This window comes from Maribacter luteus, assembly GCF_009674825.1.
GTDB lineage: Bacteria > Bacteroidota > Bacteroidia > Flavobacteriales > Flavobacteriaceae > Maribacter_A > Maribacter_A luteus.
Map to the genome: position 1 here is coordinate 55054 of NZ_WKJH01000003.1, position 16972 is coordinate 72025.

The window sequence follows — 16972 nt, forward strand, 5'->3', positions numbered from 1 at the left end:
CTACAACCTAAAAAAATAAAAATGACACGTATTAAGACCTCCTATAATCGACGCTCTTTTATGAAGATATCCGCAGCCGCAAGTGGGGGAATGCTCATCGGCTTTAGCTGGCTCAATGGTTGCGTACCTGCTACTCCGGATAAAAAAACCGGATTGGCCGTTCCTAAAGAATGGTTTGATATCAATGGCTATATAAAAATAGGGGATACCGGAGTGGTGACCATTTATTCCCCCAATCCCGAAATCGGTCAAAATGTAAAGACCTCAATGCCCATGATCGTTGCAGAAGAACTCGACATACCTTGGGAAAATGTCATTGTTGAACAGGCACCTCTGAACACTGGGTTCTATCAAAATCAATTCGCAGGTGGAAGTCTTTCGATACGATTGAGCTGGAACGCCCTTCGAATGGCAGGTGCTACAGGTAGAAGAATGCTAATGGAGGCTGCCGCCAAAGAATGGGGATTAGCAGTTTCCGATGTGGATGCCAAGGATGGAATGATTCATGAAAACAATGGTGAGCGCTCCGTCTCATATGGTGAAATAGCTTCGAAAGCTGTAGGTATTGAAATTCCCGAAGAAGTTGAACTTAAGGAAATAAAAGATTTCAGACTGATAGGTACCAGCAAAAAAAATGTAGATGGCAAGAAAATATTAAAAGGAGAACCTTTGTTCGGATTGGATTTTAAGAGGGAAGGCATGAAAATTGCCATGATACAGCACCCACCCGCGTTTGGCATGACAGTGAAGGATTTTAATGTCGATGAAATCAAGAACATGCCAGGGGTTACCGATGCATTTATTGTTGATACTACGTTGCCAGAACCAGGAATGTTCGATGAAAAAGGATTTTTACAACTTATCGCCATTGTCGGGGAATCCACTTGGCCTTTAATGCAAGCCAAAAAGGCCATTAAAGCCAATTGGGAAACCGTTGATGCATTGGAAGATTCCGAAACTCACACCAAACGCTTGGAAAAAGCCCTGGAATCGGGGAAAGCAAGTGAAATTCGAAAAGACGGTAATCCAGATGCCGCCTTTAAAAAAGCAGCCAAAGTCATAGAACGAACCTATAGTGCCCCTTTCATTGCCCACAACACGATGGAGCCTATGAATTTCTTTGCCCATGTCACCGAAAATTCCGCGGAGCTCATTGGTCCTACCCAAACCCCAGAGGCAATGGAGAAATCGGTATCAAAACTTTTGGATATGCCCATCGAGAATATTACGGTGAACATGACCCGGATCGGTGGTGGTTTCGGAAGAAGGCTCTATGTTAATTTTGGGGTCGAGGCTGCTGCCATTTCCAAGAGAATCGGCGCACCGGTAAAATTGATATATACCAGGGAAGATGATATGTCCCAAGGAACCTACAGACCCACCTATAGGTCCAGGTATAAGGCCGGTTTGGATGAAAACAATAACCTTATCGCTTTTTCCGTCAAAGGTGCGGGATTACCAGAAAGCCCTGTATTTCCAAAACGTTTTCCTGCAGGAGCGGTTGAAAACTATGTTGCGGAAAGAATTCATGGGAAAACCAATGTTACCACTGGGGCATGGAGGGCCCCAAGATCTAATTTTACCGCAGGGGCCGAACAATCGTTTTTAGATGAAGTAGCAGAACTGGCCGGTAAGGACCCTATAGATTTTCGATTGGAATTGTTTGAAAGGGCCATGAACAATCCCGTTGGTGAAGAACATGATTATGAGGCGGAACGCTATGCCGGCGTTTTGAAAATGGTAAAAGAAAAATCGAATTGGGGAGAAGAAAAACCAGGGGTATACCGAGGCGTGGCCGCCTATTTTTGCCATTCCAGCTATGTTGCCGAAGTCTTTGACATGATAATGGTAAACGGACAACCGAAAATCAAAAAAGTGTGGTGCGCCGTTGATTGTGGTATTGTCGTGAACAGGGATGCGGCCAAAAATATGGTCGAAGGAGGGGTTATCGATGGTATAGGACATTCAATGTACAGTAAACTGACCTTTGCCAATGGTGCGGCCAGTGAAATGAATTTTGACAGGTACCAATTGATACGCCATTCCCAAGTACCCGAAGAAATCGAAGTGTTCTTCGTGGAGAATGAAATAGCCCCGACCGGATTGGGAGAACCAGGTCTGCCCCCTGCAATCGGAGCATTGGCCAATGCCATGTACAAAGCCACGGGACAACGCTATTACCATCAACCTTTTGCAACGGAACGGCAGGTAATCGGCTAAAAAACCAATATACAACGTAATAAAAAAGGAGGGTAAATAATTACCCTCCTTTTTTTATTGAAATTATCATTTACCCTTCAAATAGAATAGGTATATAAATCCCAAATCTTATAAAAAACTTTCAGTAAACCGCTCAAAATGGCAGGTATACCCATTAGGATTGCGCACCAAATAATCTTGATGTTCAGGTTCTGCTGGCCAAAACGTCGTATAGGGTTCCAAGGTCGTCACAACTTTCCCTTCCCATTTTTGTGAGGCGTCAACAATGGCCATGACTTCCTGCGCTTGTTCTTTTTCCTCTTCATTCTGAAAAAAAATGGCCGAACGGTAACTAGAGCCTAAATCGTTCCCTTGCCTATCAATGGTTGTGGGGTTGTGCATCCGAAAGAAATAATCCAGCAGCTCTTTAAATGTGGTAACTGAAGGGTCATAAGTAATTTCTATACCTTCGGCATGACCGGGGTGATTTTTATAGGTCGGATGTTCATTTTCCCCACCGATATATCCTACTTCGGTATCCTTTACTCCGGGGCGTGTTCTAAAAAGTTCTTCCATTCCCCAAAAACACCCACCGGCTATATATGCTTTTTTATCGTTGTTCATCATCTAAGAATTTAATTGTAATGCAATATCAATATAACGGGAATGTTAGTCAATTTTAATTTCAAAAAATTACATGTTGATGCGATTATTTACATCTTTTTTGATCGATCATCATCCTGATTCGTAAGAAACAAACCTACGAACTACAGGACAACATAGAACAGCCTACTTTGTTCCTTGCCCATTCGGGACGTTTGGCAAACCATTTGCCGCTATCGGGCTGCTCATCATAAGGCTTCTTCAAGAGGTTGAAAAGTTCATCCAAAATAGTGTAGTCCCCTTTATCGGCGGCATCAATGGCCAATTGGGCCATATAATTGCGAAGTACGTACTTAGGATTTACGGTATTCATTCCTTCAACCCGTTCAACGTCGTTCTTCTCCTCTAATTTCAGACGTACCCTATAAGCCAAAAACCACTCTTTCCATTGTCTTGAAACTTCACCTTTAATTTCTTCAGGATGGTAAAAAGCATCTTTTATCAAATCCAATCCATCATTGGAATCATCTCCTTTAAAACCAGTAAGCAATCTAAAGAAGATAGTCATATCGGTTTCTGAAAGTTGTAGTACATCTTCCAGTTTATCTACCAAATCCTGATCATTTTCAACTGTCTTATATAAACCTAACTTAGATTTCATCATGTTCAGATAAGCCACTTTCAACTCATCTTGATATTCTGCAAGTACGGCCTGTAGAGGTTCCGCTTCTTCAATAAGTGGATATAAGGCATTTGCTAGTTTCAATAGGTTCCATAGAACAACCTGAGGTTGGGTGCCATACCTATAACGCTTATGTGCTTTATCAGTTGTATTGGGTGTCCACCCGTGATCATACCCCTCTAACCATCCATAAGGGCCATAATCAATGGTAAGGCCTAAAATGGACATATTATCGGTATTCATTACCCCATGCACAAAACCTACACGTTGCCAATGCATCACCATTTCCAGGCTTTTCACGGCAACTTCCTTAAAAAAAGCCAAATAAGTATCCTTGGAAGGTTTGCCCAAATATGAAAAATAGTGCTTTATGGTAAAATCGGTTAATTCACGTAAGGTTTTCACATCCTCTTGTGCCGCCAATATCTCAAAATTCCCAAAACGGATAAAAGATGGTGCCACCCGACATACTATAGCTCCTTTTTCATAGGCAGGGTTACCGTCATACATAACATCCCGCAAAACCTCATCACCACTTAATACAAGGGATAATGAACGGGTGGTGGGTACACCAAGATAAAACATGGCCTCGGCACATAAATATTCCCGAATGGAAGAACGTAAAACGGCCAAGCCATCTGCAGTTCTAGAATATGGGGTCTCCCCTGCCCCTTTGAGCTGAAGCGCCCATGTTTTACCATTATTTTCTACCTCGGCAAGGTTTATGGCCCGACCGTCACCCAACTGTCCTGCCCAATTCCCAAACTGATGTCCGCCATAACACATGGCATAGGGTTTTGTTCCTTTCATTACTTTGGCACCCGAGAATACATTTAAAAAATCTTTTGACTCAATAGAATTCATTATCCCCAGTGTCTCTCCCATTTCTGGTGAAACATGCACCAATGAAGGGTCGGAAGGCTTTCTTGGGGTAACATAAGAGAAACATGCGTTACGTACTTGTCTTCTAGTATTCCGCTCATTAGGATCAGCCGGAAGCTCCTTATTGAATTTATCCGCTATGTTGAGTTTTAATTTCAATAATACATTTATTAAATTAGAATCAAAGATACCATCTTCATTATATATTTAAAACAATTACAAAACAAGGCCTTTATGGGTTCAAATCACGAACCCGACCAAATTCTAATTACCTTAAGCCTTAATAACCTAAGGCAAATTAAGAAAAGAAACTACCCTATTGGCACATATTGTAACTTAATGGTTAATAAACCATTATAGCCTACTCAAGAGTAATCTGCCAATTAAACAAGGATTTCCTATTCAAGTTGAAGAATATTTGTACATCTTCCCTAATTCAAATTTCTAAACAATGAATGTGACCAATATAAATAGAATTATAATAGGTCGTAGAATCCTTTGAAAACCGTTAACATTTAGTTAATAATTCGTTATTAATAGCCATTTACACAATTGTAAGTATAAAAAGTCAATTTAATTCTTAATTTTAAACCACTTTCCCCATTATAACTCCCCCCTGTAAGAATTTTGAATATGAAACATGAAAAACGACCAGAAGGTCTTGGTTTGGGAGAAAGTCAGATTAAGGGCTATCAAAATCAAGATGAAGTACATATGGGCCATTGGAATTCTGAAGTTTCAGATTTCAGTCTAGAAATAGATGTGACTACCTACATTACCGTGGTTAAAGTTAGACTCGCTGAAATAGAATCAGCAAGACGATTATGGATATCATGGGGTGATTTTGAAACTGACAGAATATCCTTTAATCATGAAATAAACTATACCGATTCACCGGAATTGGGATTACCTATTTCCCTCCCAAAAAGAAGATACGAAGCATTACATGTTTATGACAAGCCTAAAGATTCAAGCGAATTCGAAAAAAATATCACTGTAAGAATTCAGGATCATTCAGGGAGTATCCGCCAATGCTCGAAAACAATAAATATATCCCATATTTTTTAAACCACCTCTCACGAAACAGTAATTGTAAAACCATTCTTTTTAGAATGTAGATGAAATAAAATTTAGTCAAGAATGAAAATTTTTAAATAAAAATTCAATAACCAAATAAAAACCCCGTTTTAAGTACAATAATTTTGTAACCTAGGTTACACAGAGGTAGTTATCATGATAAATGTCATGAGATTTGGTTTTCTAAGTCTTTAAATTTGGTAGAATACATACTAATATAAATTCTTATGGAAACCTTAACAGAAATAAAAAAAAGAGTATTCCTATTTGGAGATAAAAAAGCTGATGGGAACAGTAAAATGAAAAACCTTCTAGGAGGTAAAGGGGCCAACTTAGCCGAAATGAGTGCAATTGGTATACCCGTGCCCCCAGGATTCACAATTACCACAGAGGTATGTACGGAATATAACACCCTAGGAAAAGATATAGTGATCAATGAACTTAAGGAAAGTGTTGAATCGGCTATCGAATCCATCGAAAAAACAATGGGCACTAAATTCGGGGATTCCGAGAATCCATTGTTGATTTCCGTACGATCCGGTGCTCGGGTTTCCATGCCGGGAATGATGGACACCGTTCTTAACCTTGGACTTAACGACCAAGCAGTACTAGGCTTGGTAAAGAAAACCAATAACGAGCGATTCGCTTGGGATTCATACCGTAGATTCATTCAAATGTACGGTGGTGTTGTTCTAGGAATGAAACCCCATACCAAAGAAGATATTGATCCTTTTGAGGAAATAATGGAGCACCTTAAGGATAAAAGAAATATAGAGTTGGATACTGAATTCACGGTTCAGGATTTACAGGATTTGGTCTATGACTTCAAAGATGCCGTAAAAAAACGAACCGGTCATGATTTTCCTACCGATCCTTGGGATCAATTGTGGAGAGCAGTAATGGCCGTTTTTGATAGTTGGAACGGTGATAGGGCCAAATATTATCGTAAAATGCATAATTATCCTGGTGACTGGGGTACAGCTGTGAATGTACAGGCCATGGTTTTCGGTAATATGGGAACCAATTCCGGTACGGGCGTTTGCTTTACCCGTGACGCAGGTACAGGTGAGAATGTTTTTAATGGCGAATACCTAATTGATGCCCAAGGAGAGGATGTTGTAGCCGGGGTAAGAACCCCACAGCAGATTACAAAATTGGGGTCACAACGTTGGGCAGAACTAGCTAAGGTTGAAGAAGCGGATAGAGCTGAGAATTATCCTTCTTTGGAAGAATTGATGCCTTCTATATATGCCGAACTCAATGAGTACCAACAAAAACTGGAAGACCATTACTCCGATATGCAAGATATGGAGTTTACCATCCAAGACGGTAAATTGTGGATCCTACAAACACGAATAGGTAAGCGAACCGGTGCCGCAATGGTCAAAATAGCGATGGACCTCTTTAAAGAAGGAGTTATAGATGAAAAAGAAACCTTATTACGTATTGAGCCCAATAAATTGGATGAATTATTGCATCCTGTCTTTGATACGAAAGCCTTGAAAAGAGCCAATGTAATTGCACAAGGGTTACCTGCATCCCCAGGTGCGGCAACCGGTCAGATCGTTTTCTTTGCTGATGAGGCCAAAAAATTCAAGAATACCATATTAACACGAATAGAAACATCTCCTGAGGATTTAGAGGGTATGAATGTCGCTAAGGGAATCTTAACCGCTCGTGGTGGTATGACCTCCCATGCAGCCGTTGTGGCACGTGGTATGGGCAAATGTTGTGTTTCAGGGGCAGGAGCCTTAAAAATCGATTATAAGAATAGGGTTCTAAGAGTCGATGGCAAGGAATTTCATGAAGGGGATTGGATTTCCCTAAATGGATCTACCGGGAACATCATCGAAGGTAAAGTCGCCACTATGGAACCCGAATTAAGTGGTGAATTTGGGGAAATTATGGAACTTTCGGATAAATACAGTACCATGGAAGTGCGTACAAATGCCGACACCCCCAAAGATGCGGCCATCGCAAGAAACTTCGGGGCACAAGGTATCGGGCTCACAAGAACGGAACATATGTTCTTTGAAGTAGACCGGATTAAAGCCATGCGTGAAATGATATTGGCCGATACCGTTAAAGGAAGAAAACATGCGTTGGAAGAATTACTTCCTATGCAACGAAGTGACTTTGAGGGTATCTTCGAAGCTATGCAAGGGTTACCGGTAACCGTTCGTTTATTGGATCCCCCATTACATGAATTTGTTCCCCATCAATTGGCAACACAAAAAGAATTGGCCGAAGATATGCATATTTCCTTGGCCGCAGTCAAAAATAAAGTGGCCGAACTACAGGAATTCAACCCCATGTTGGGGCATAGGGGATGTAGGCTGGGTAACACCTACCCTGAAATCACGGAAACGCAGACCAGGGCGATCATAGAGGCTGCACTGAACTTAAAGGAAAAAGGCATAGTGGCCAAACCTGAAATAATGGTGCCGCTCGTAGGAACCGCTAATGAGTTCATAGAACAGAAAAAGATCATTACCGAAACTGCCAATAAAGTTTTTAAAGAAAGAAATGACAGCATCGAGTATTTGGTCGGTACAATGATCGAGATTCCACGTGCCGCATTAATGGCCGATAAGATTGCCGAACATGCGGATTTCTTTTCTTTTGGAACCAATGATTTAACACAGATGACCTTGGGCTATTCCAGGGACGATGCCGGTAAATTCTTGAATGTATACCTTGAAAAAGGGATCCTTACCCACGATCCTTTCGAAGTATTGGATCAAGAAGGCGTTGGCCAACTAGTGGAAATGGGAACGTTAAGGGGCAGAAGCACCAAACCGAACCTAAAAGTAGGTATTTGTGGTGAGCATGGTGGAGAACCAAGCTCAGTGGAATTCTGTAACAAAACAGGTATGAATTATGTTAGTTGCTCGCCCTTTAGAGTGCCTATAGCAAGACTTTCCGCTGCTCAGGCCGCCATTAAAGCAAAAGCTTAACAATGCTATTATTATTTTTAATAAAGGCTTTACAACACTGTAAAGCCTTTATTGTTTAAACGAACTAAAGGTTCATTAATCGCTGTAACACTCAAAATAGAAGTACTATATTTGTTGTTTCCAAACTACACGATTGTAGTGTAGCTACAAATTAATTTGAATAATGTTTGACTTTTTCAAAAAGAAAAATTTTCTAGTCGATTATTTAGAAGGTTTTATTGATATTCACAATCACATCTTACCGGGTATTGATGATGGGTCAAAAAATGTTGATGAATCCATTGAGCTGATCCAAGGCTTTGGAGAAATCGGAGTTACCGATTTCATTGCAACGCCACACATTATGAACAATTATTACCCGAACGATCCAAAATCCATTAAGGAAGCTTTGATTGTTGTAAAAAATGAATTGATACAACACAAATTGAAAGATGTCTCTATTCGGGCCGCAGCCGAACATATGATCGATGACAATTTTGAAGCTATTCTGGAACGGGATGAGATCATGCCATTGGGAGGCAATTACCTCTTGGTTGAGATGTCTTATTTACAGGCGTCCATCAATTTTGAGGAGGCGTTGGAAAAAATCAGGCAAAAAGGGTATTTCACCATCTTGGCCCACCCGGAAAGATACCTTTACCTACATTCAAAGATGGGATTCCATAAAGCATATAAAAAGCAGGGAGTACTCTATCAGTTGAACTTACTTTCATTAAGCAAGTACTATGGTAAAGAAGTACAACAAATGGCCATGAAATTATTGAGCAAGGGATTAATAGACTTTGCTGCGACCGATGTTCATAATAAACGGCAATTGAACAGTCTTAAGGAAGTACAGGTAGATACCAAAACAATGGAACTACTAAAACCTATACTCCTTAAAACGAATAATTCTTTTTAAAAGAGGTTAAAACTTCCACCACTTTTTGGTGGTTTTGCCATAGCCATATCCGTATTTACCACCGTAACCCAAGTTGGAGTCCTTAACACCATTAACGATAAAGGACAATCCTTCTAATTATTTATATAAGAAACATTTGGTTTAATCTTAATCATTCCTGTTGAAATTAAAATTTGTTTAAAATCGTTTTTGAAGGTAAAGTTTGATAAAAATGCTAGGCACAATTCCATTTAAAAGACCTATAAAATTTTGAACTACAGCTATTTTAAATGATTTAAAAATGAAAGAAGTTTCTTATTACGGGATGAAAACACACAGAAAAGTGTAGATAAAATATTTTTTTCGTACTTAAACGAGTTTTAGAATACAAACCTTTGTAAGTGCAATATCTTCGATTTATAAATGCTTATCGAACATTTCTCAAATTTAGCTAGAACTTTAAAATAAATAATTGATTTAAGAGTTTCTTCTGAAGAAATCAGAATATAAAAAGTAAGTATAATTACCTATAATATGCAAAAGAAAAGTAATTCTAGTAAAAATATTTTAGTAACCGGAGGTGCTGGTTTTATAGGTTCCCATGTCATTCGCAGATTTGTTACAAAATATCCCGACTATCAAATTTACAATTTGGACGCATTAACTTATGCTGGGAATTTAGAAAATCTAAAGGATGTTGAAAATGAAGAAAATTATCATTTTCTTCAAGGAAACATTACAGATGAAGATTTTATTAATAAGATTTTCAAGGAATATCGTTTTGAGGGCGTAATACACCTCGCGGCAGAGTCCCATGTAGACCGGTCGATAAACGACCCTTTGGCATTCGCCAAAACCAATATTTTAGGTACCATGATCCTTTTGAATGCATTTAAGGAATTATGGGATAAAGACTGGAAAGGAAAGCGTTTTTACCATATAAGTACGGATGAGGTATATGGAACTTTGGGCAAAACAGGATTGTTTAAAGAAACAACTTCCTATGACCCTAATTCCCCTTATTCGGCATCAAAGGCAAGTTCGGATCATTTCGTACGGGCTTATGGGGAAACATACCATCTTCCTTATGTGATTACCAATTGCTCTAATAATTATGGGGCAAACCAATTTCCGGAAAAATTAATACCCCTGTTCATTCATAATATAATTCATCATAAACCATTACCTGTTTACGGGGATGGAAATTATACAAGGGATTGGCTATATGTAATTGACCATGCTATTGCAATAGACCTTGTTTATCATAAGGGAACGGACAAAGAGACCTATAATATCGGTGGTTTCAATGAATGGAAGAATATTGACTTGGTAAAATTACTTTGTCAACATATGGATGAAAAATTAGGACGTGAAAAAGGAAGTAGTGAGCAACTTATAACCTATGTAAAAGACCGTCCTGGACACGATTTACGTTATGCCATTGATGCCAGTAAGATCAACAAGGAGTTGGATTGGAGTCCGACAGTAACCTTTGAGGAAGGCTTATCAAAAACCATAGATTGGTACTTAAAAAACGAAGAGTGGCTAAACAATGTTACCAGTGGGGCCTATCAAAAATATTATGCAAAACAATATCAATAAAAGATGAAAGGAATAATTTTAGCAGGAGGTTCAGGAACTAGGCTTTTCCCAATTACCATATCAATCAGTAAACAATTGCTGCCTGTATATGATAAACCCATGATATATTATCCTTTATCTGTTTTAATGATAGCAGGAATCCGGGAAATACTTATAATAACCACACCTCATGACCAAATGGCATTTCAGAACCTTTTAGGGGATGGTTCACAAGTAGGTTGCAAATTCGAATATGCCGTACAACCCGAGCCTAACGGATTGGCTGAGGCTTTTATAATAGGTGAAAAATTCATTGGTAACGATAGGGTGGCCCTTGTTTTAGGGGACAATATATTTTATGGCCATGGACTAGGAAGACTATTAAGGAGTAAAACCAATATTGATGGTGCCTCAATTTTTGCATATCCGGTGAATGATCCAGAACGGTACGGCGTGGTTGAGTTCGATAAAGACGAAAAGGTCATCAGTATTGAAGAGAAACCCCAACTTCCAAAGTCTTCCTATGCCATTCCTGGATTATATTTCTATGACAACAAAGTAGTAGAATATGCAAAAAAAGTAAAACCATCTGCAAGAGGGGAAAAAGAAATTACCAGTCTTAATCAAATGTATCTGGAAACTGGAGATTTGGAAGTCGGTATCATGGAAAGAGGAATGGCTTGGTTAGATACCGGCACAGTAGACGCCATGGATGACGCTTCTGAATTTGTAAGGGTAATGGAAAAACGAACCGGGAATAAAATCGCTTGTATTGAAGAAATCGCGTATTTGCATGGCTATATTGATAAGAATCAAGCCATAAAAATTTCTGAAAAATATGGCAAAAGTGGTTATGGGTCGTACATTTTGAAAGCAATATCCGAAGCATGAAAGAAGCGCAAATAATTGAATTACCTAAGATTCTTGACCCAAGGGGAAACCTGAGCTTTTTTGAAAGCAACAATCAAATTCCCTTTGAGATCAAACGGACCTATTGGATTTATGACGTGCCCGGGGGTGAAATTAGGGGTGGTCATGCCTTTAAAGAACAAAATGAATTTATCGTAGTTTTGTCCGGTAGTTTGGATGTTGCCGTGTTTAATGGTTCGGAAGAGAAAAAATACTCATTGAACCGCTCATATTACGGACTGTATATTCCCAATGGATTATGGCGTCGTATGGAAAATTTCGCTACGAACACATTGGCATTGGTTGTATCCAGCACATCTTATGATGAAAAAGATTATATAAGGGACAAAGATGAGTTTATAAAATTAAAATCGAAGGAAAATGACAGTATTTGATTGTTCTCTCATAGAACTGCCTCGCATTCAAAATAGATCAGGCAATATTACACCCATTGAGAATAATGTAGAAATACCATTTGAGGCCAAGCGTGTATTCTATTTGTATGATATTCCAGGAGGGGAAAGCAGGGGGGCCCATGCACATAAGCAGTGTCATCAATTTTTAATTGCCGCATCAGGTAGTTTCGAGGTTCAATTGGATGATGGAAAGGTAAAAAAAACCGCTATGCTCAATCAACCCTACAGAGGTTTACACATTCCTCCAGGTATCTGGGCATCGGAGGTGAACTTTTCTTCAGGAGCCATTTGTCTGGTTTTAGCTTCGCATACCTATGACGAAAATGATTATTTACGGAATTACGATTCATTTCTAGAATTTACTAAGCGATAAAATGGAAGTTTTACCAACGATAACAGTTAGAAAATATAAAAAAGAGGACAAAGAAATCTGGGATGACTTTATTGATCATTCCAAAAACTCCACTTTTTTATTCAAAAGGGATTTCATGGATTACCATAAAGACCGCTATAGGGACTGTTCATTAATGGTTTTTGAAAATAACCTACCGATTGCCGCTCTCCCAGCACATAGATTTGACAATAATACCATTGCATCACATTTTGGATTGAGTTATGGCGGAATAATTTTAAGAAAGACGGAAACACTTCACAAAACACTGCAGATTGTTTATAAAATACTCTACGTTTTAAAATCAAATAATATTGAGAAGATTATTTACAAATCCTTTCATAAGTTTTACAATTCAATTGGTTCTGAAGAAATCACTTATGCCAAATACTTAATCAAGGCTAAATTAACAGTACGCCAATTTTCCTCCGTTATCAATTTAAACGATAAATTGGAAATGAACAGAACTCGATTGAGATTAGCTCGTAGAGCTTTGAAAATGGGTGTGATAATTAAGGAGGTAGATAGTTTTGATGACTATTGGAACAGCGTATTGATTCCTAACCTTAAGAATAAATATGAGGCAAAACCCGCCCATACCGTCGAGGAAATAACAAAATTACATAAGTCGTTCCCTAAAAACATTCGTCAATTCAATGCCTATTTAAATGATTCGATTGTAGCTGGGGCCACAATATTCGAAACAGCCAACGTGGTGCGGGTACAATACAATTCGGCAAATGAGGAAGGTAGGTCATCTGGAGCGTCCGATTTATTATACCTTGAATTGATAGAGAGATATTTTAAAAACAAGAATTATTTTGATTTTGGAACTTCATTTGATGCCAATGGTTTAAACCTTGGATTATTAAACTGGAAGGAAAGTTTTGGAGCCAGGGCATTTTCAATTGATACCTTTGAAATAGAAACGAAAAACTTTATCTTATTGGAAAAAAGTATTAATTGCGATAATGGGAAATTGGTTCAGAATTATCATCACCATTAACAACAATATTACAAATATCTTAAAAAGTACTTGTTTGTAATTGTTCAATTGAAAAACCAGATATTCATATACCGATAAACGGATCGTATAGATAAAAAGAAGAAAAACAAGAACTTAGATTTATATAAAAAAAAGGACCAATGGTTAATAGTAGAAAAAAAATTATAGATGGACTTTTACCTGCGAAGGCATATGGTTGTTATTTTAGACTTGTAGAAATTGAAGATGCCGAATTTATACTTTCACTACGAAACAATGAAAAACTGTCAAAGCATATCAACCCAACGAGTACTGATATTGAGGAGCAAATCAAATGGATAAAGGAATATAAAATTCGAGAAGAAAAAGGAGAGGATTTTTATGTCATATGTATGAAAGATGACAAAAAGACCAAACTGGGATTGAATCGAATATACAATGTTACGAAAGATACTTTTGAATTTGGTAGTTGGTTATACAGCCCGGATGCGGGGTCAAATGTTGCCGTTTTAGGGGAATTGTTTACCAAGGCTTTGGCTTTTGAACATCTTGATTGTAAAATCTGTAAAATGTCTACCATGAAAGAAAACAAACGGGTTCTATGGTATTGCAAATCATACAATCCTAAGTTCACTGATGAAGATGAATTAAGTTTTTATTTCGAGTCTGATTACGAAAATTTCAAGGCCCATAGATCCAAATACCTGAAATTGTTTCAAATGGAAGAATAACAATAAAAAAAGCTTCTTAGAAACGAAAATTTGAACAATAAAATTTAGCATCAAACGATTTAAATTTTGGTTTAAAGTGCATTAACCCGGTTCAAGGAAAGAAGTAATAGTTTACCCCCAAAAGATACGAGCCCTGATACTTTCAATATATTTTGTGGTAAAGGGGAATATTGAAGACGATTTTTAATAATAGATCGTTATAATAAAAATAACCAAGAATCATAGAAGACAACTATTGTGAAAGATTTTTTACAACTTAAGAAAAACATCAAAAAAGATTTCTCCGGTTTTAAAACTATCAAATTGGCGGTTTTAGGGGATACCGCTACCCAGTTCTTAACACAAGCCTTAGTGGGCCAAGGTTACGAACATGGAATAAACCTTGATATCTGGGAAGCTGATTTCAACCAAATAGAAAGGCAGGTTTATGATCCTTCATCCGAACTCTATGGGTTTAAACCGGAATATGTAATCGTATTCAAAGCTTCTCATAAATTATTGGGCAAATACAATAAATTAAAACCCGATGAATATACCATGTTGGCCTCGAATGAAATTTCTTCAATAGAAACGATCTGTTCCACGATTACCAATAATCTTGATGCCAAGGTAATCTACTATAATTACACTGAAATAGATGACGCCATCTTTGGAAATCACGCCAATAAAACAGAGTCTTCATTCTTGTATCAATTAAGAAAGCTCAATTTCGGTCTAATGGAATTGGCTTCAAAAAACCCTAATTTATACCTTTGTGACCTTTCTTCCATCCAGAACCAAGTAGGAAAACCGGTCATGTTTCAGCCAGCAATGTACATAAATACGGAAATGGTTCTTAGTATAGATATTTTACCTAACGTTGCTGCAAAAACACTTGATTTAATTAGTACGCTGAACGGAAAATTCAAGAAATGTGTTATTCTTGATTTGGATAATACAACTTGGGGCGGTATTATCGGGGATGATGGTCTAGAAAATATCCAAATTGGTAGTTTGGGTATAGGAAAGGCCTTTTCCGAATTTCAATATTGGGTAAAGAAATTAAAAAACCGTGGTATTATCGTTGCTATTTGTAGCAAGAACACAGAGTCTGTAGCCAAGGAACCTTTTGAGAAACATCCCGATATGGTCTTGCACTTGGAAGATATTTCGGTTTTTATTGCCAATTGGGAGAATAAAGCGGATAATATTCGTCAAATCCAAAGCATCCTGAACATAGGATTTGATTCCATGGTGTTTTTGGATGACAATCCCTTTGAAAGAAACATTGTCCGGGAAAACATTCCTGAAATATGTGTTCCCGAATTGCCTGAAGACCCTGCCGATTATCTTGAGTTCCTATATGGGTTGAATCTTTTTGAAACCGTATCCTTTTCCAATGAGGATTCTGAACGCACCAAGCTCTATCAAATAGAAGCGGAAAGAGCGAAAACAGCCCAGAAATTCACTAATGAAGATGATTTTTTGAAAAATTTAGCAATGGTATCGACCGTTGCCCCCTTCAACAAATTCAACACCCCCAGAATTGCACAACTTTCACAACGTTCCAACCAATTCAACTTAAGAACGGTACGTTATTCTGAAGCGGATATTGAACGAATATCCAAGTCAGGGGACTATGCCACTTTCTCATTCACCCTCGAAGATAAGTTTGGCGATAACGGTTTAATTTGTGCTATTATTTTACAAAAGGAAAATGAAGACACCTTGTTTGTGGACACTTGGTTTATGAGTTGTAGGGTTCTTAAACGTGGTATGGAAAATTTTGTACTTAATACAATAGTCGATTATGCAAAGGAAAATGGTTTCCATACTATTAAGGGTGAATATATACCGACCGCAAAAAACCCAATGATGAAAGATCACTACCCCAATTTAGGGTTTGATAAGGACGGTACATTTTTCACATTGGATGTAAATCACTATCAAACCAAAAGCAATTATATTAAAGTTAAGAATTAGTTTATGACAAGAAATGAAATACTTACATCGGTAAATGAAATATTCATTGAAACAATGGATAATAAAGATATCGTACTTGAAGAGAAAACACAGGCGGCTGACGTAGACGAATGGGATTCAATCATACACATTTTGTTGGTTGTGGCCATTGAGAAGAAATTCAATATCCGTTTTGCTTCCAATGAAATCCAGAACTGGAAAGATATTGGTGAGATAATCGATTCTATAAGTAGTAAAATTTAATTGCATCAAAGGATAATTCTATGGACAATCCAATTCAAAATAGTTCATTTGGACTTGACTTTCATCATACAGGCGTTCTTGTAACCGATATCGTTTCCTCCTTAGAACATTTTAGTATTGTTTTTGGAAAAGAAAGTATTTCCGAAATTTATGAGGTAAGTACACAAAAAGTCAAGGTTTGCTTCATTAAAAATGGCGAGAACAGTTTTTTGGAACTTGTTCAACCCTTGGGGGACGATTCTGTTGTTTCCAAGCTTTTGAAAAAAAGAATCAGTTATTATCATGTAGCATATAAGGTAAATGACATACATCATACTATTGAAAACTTAGAAAAGATAAATTACAAGTCGTTGGGCCTTTTTAATTCAGAAGCTTTTAAAGGCAATTTATGCGCATTTATGTATTCGCCAGATGGTCATCTGATCGAATTGATTGAAAACTAATTTAAAATGACTTTTTAAGACTTGAATAACA

The 16972-nt window shown here is 37.9% G+C and carries 15 protein-coding genes; 13 read left to right on the forward strand and 2 right to left on the reverse strand.

The genetic code is table 11. The features are described 5' to 3' along the window. Positions 1-21: 21 nt before the first annotated feature. A complete protein-coding gene (locus GJ691_RS06095) occupies positions 22-2220 on the forward strand; it encodes a xanthine dehydrogenase family protein molybdopterin-binding subunit (RefSeq protein ID WP_154364870.1) in 2199 nt (732 codons plus the stop codon). A 108-nt stretch (positions 2221-2328) separates the two neighbouring features. Here GJ691_RS06095 and msrA read toward each other — a convergent pair whose 3' ends face one another. Then, entirely contained in the window at positions 2329-2826 is a 498-nt protein-coding gene (gene msrA, locus GJ691_RS06100; protein ID WP_246200128.1) for a peptide-methionine (S)-S-oxide reductase MsrA, read from the reverse strand. A gap of 133 nt (positions 2827-2959) precedes the next feature. Then, the gene (locus GJ691_RS06105) at positions 2960-4525 is read right to left on the reverse strand and encodes a protein adenylyltransferase SelO (protein WP_154364872.1); all 1566 of its coding nucleotides are present in this window, start codon (positions 4523-4525) and stop codon (positions 2960-2962) included. A 474-nt stretch (positions 4526-4999) separates the two neighbouring features. Between GJ691_RS06105 and GJ691_RS06110 the strand changes: the two genes are divergently transcribed. The 12 genes from GJ691_RS06110 to GJ691_RS06165 all read left to right on the forward strand — a co-directional run bounded on the left by GJ691_RS06110 (position 5000) and on the right by GJ691_RS06165 (position 16941). Next, a complete protein-coding gene (locus GJ691_RS06110) occupies positions 5000-5434 on the forward strand; it encodes a hypothetical protein (protein ID WP_154364874.1) in 435 nt (144 codons plus the stop codon). Between the two features lie 236 nt (positions 5435-5670). Continuing rightward, entirely contained in the window at positions 5671-8400 is a 2730-nt protein-coding gene (ppdK, locus tag GJ691_RS06115) for a pyruvate, phosphate dikinase (RefSeq protein ID WP_154364876.1), read from the forward strand. Between the two features lie 163 nt (positions 8401-8563). Next, a complete protein-coding gene (locus GJ691_RS06120; RefSeq protein ID WP_154364878.1) occupies positions 8564-9301 on the forward strand; it encodes a tyrosine-protein phosphatase in 738 nt (245 codons plus the stop codon). A gap of 513 nt (positions 9302-9814) precedes the next feature. Next, positions 9815-10882, forward strand: coding sequence for a dTDP-glucose 4,6-dehydratase (gene rfbB / locus GJ691_RS06125; protein WP_154364880.1), 1068 nt, complete (start codon positions 9815-9817; stop codon positions 10880-10882). A 3-nt stretch (positions 10883-10885) separates the two neighbouring features. Beyond that, positions 10886-11752 (forward strand): glucose-1-phosphate thymidylyltransferase RfbA, encoded by an 867-nt coding sequence (gene rfbA, locus GJ691_RS06130; protein ID WP_154364883.1) that lies wholly within the window; start codon positions 10886-10888, stop codon positions 11750-11752. Next, positions 11749-12165: a sugar 3,4-ketoisomerase gene (locus GJ691_RS06135; protein WP_154364885.1), complete on the forward strand. Its 417-nt coding sequence runs from the start codon at positions 11749-11751 to the stop codon at positions 12163-12165. The genes rfbA and GJ691_RS06135 overlap by 4 nt, the downstream gene beginning before the upstream one ends. Next, a complete protein-coding gene (locus GJ691_RS06140; RefSeq protein WP_154364887.1) occupies positions 12152-12559 on the forward strand; it encodes a sugar 3,4-ketoisomerase in 408 nt (135 codons plus the stop codon). Before GJ691_RS06135 ends, GJ691_RS06140 begins: the two co-directional genes overlap by 14 nt. Before the next feature lies 1 nt (position 12560). Then, entirely contained in the window at positions 12561-13583 is a 1023-nt protein-coding gene (locus GJ691_RS06145) for a GNAT family N-acetyltransferase (RefSeq protein WP_154364889.1), read from the forward strand. Positions 13584-13723: 140 nt separating this feature from the next. Beyond that, the gene (locus GJ691_RS06150) at positions 13724-14293 is read left to right on the forward strand and encodes a GNAT family N-acetyltransferase (protein WP_154364891.1); all 570 of its coding nucleotides are present in this window, start codon (positions 13724-13726) and stop codon (positions 14291-14293) included. A gap of 237 nt (positions 14294-14530) precedes the next feature. After that, positions 14531-16255 (forward strand): HAD-IIIC family phosphatase, encoded by a 1725-nt coding sequence (locus GJ691_RS06155; RefSeq protein WP_179955042.1) that lies wholly within the window; start codon positions 14531-14533, stop codon positions 16253-16255. Between the two features lie 3 nt (positions 16256-16258). Further along, positions 16259-16498, forward strand: a complete 240-nt coding sequence (locus GJ691_RS06160; RefSeq protein WP_154364893.1) for an acyl carrier protein — start codon at positions 16259-16261, stop codon at positions 16496-16498. Positions 16499-16518: 20 nt separating this feature from the next. Continuing rightward, complete coding sequence (locus GJ691_RS06165; protein ID WP_154364895.1) at positions 16519-16941, forward strand: VOC family protein; 423 nt, start codon at positions 16519-16521, stop codon at positions 16939-16941. Positions 16942-16972: the final 31 nt, after the last annotated feature.

What these genes read in the sequence shown, in the direction of transcription:
- GJ691_RS06095 (WP_154364870.1), top strand. Translation starts at nt 22, where the DNA reads ATGACACGTATTAAGACCTCCTATAATCGACGCTCTTTTATGAAGATA.
- msrA (WP_246200128.1), bottom strand. Translation starts at nt 2,826, where the DNA reads ATGATGAACAACGATAAAAAAGCATATATAGCCGGTGGGTGTTTTTGG.
- GJ691_RS06110 (WP_154364874.1), top strand. Translation starts at nt 5,000, where the DNA reads ATGAAACATGAAAAACGACCAGAAGGTCTTGGTTTGGGAGAAAGTCAG.
- ppdK (WP_154364876.1), top strand. Translation starts at nt 5,671, where the DNA reads ATGGAAACCTTAACAGAAATAAAAAAAAGAGTATTCCTATTTGGAGAT.
- GJ691_RS06120 (WP_154364878.1), top strand. Translation starts at nt 8,564, where the DNA reads ATGTTTGACTTTTTCAAAAAGAAAAATTTTCTAGTCGATTATTTAGAA.
- rfbB (WP_154364880.1), top strand. Translation starts at nt 9,815, where the DNA reads ATGCAAAAGAAAAGTAATTCTAGTAAAAATATTTTAGTAACCGGAGGT.
- rfbA (WP_154364883.1), top strand. Translation starts at nt 10,886, where the DNA reads ATGAAAGGAATAATTTTAGCAGGAGGTTCAGGAACTAGGCTTTTCCCA.
- GJ691_RS06135 (WP_154364885.1), top strand. Translation starts at nt 11,749, where the DNA reads ATGAAAGAAGCGCAAATAATTGAATTACCTAAGATTCTTGACCCAAGG.
- GJ691_RS06140 (WP_154364887.1), top strand. Translation starts at nt 12,152, where the DNA reads ATGACAGTATTTGATTGTTCTCTCATAGAACTGCCTCGCATTCAAAAT.
- GJ691_RS06145 (WP_154364889.1), top strand. Translation starts at nt 12,561, where the DNA reads ATGGAAGTTTTACCAACGATAACAGTTAGAAAATATAAAAAAGAGGAC.
- GJ691_RS06150 (WP_154364891.1), top strand. Translation starts at nt 13,724, where the DNA reads ATGGTTAATAGTAGAAAAAAAATTATAGATGGACTTTTACCTGCGAAG.
- GJ691_RS06160 (WP_154364893.1), top strand. Translation starts at nt 16,259, where the DNA reads ATGACAAGAAATGAAATACTTACATCGGTAAATGAAATATTCATTGAA.
- GJ691_RS06165 (WP_154364895.1), top strand. Translation starts at nt 16,519, where the DNA reads ATGGACAATCCAATTCAAAATAGTTCATTTGGACTTGACTTTCATCAT.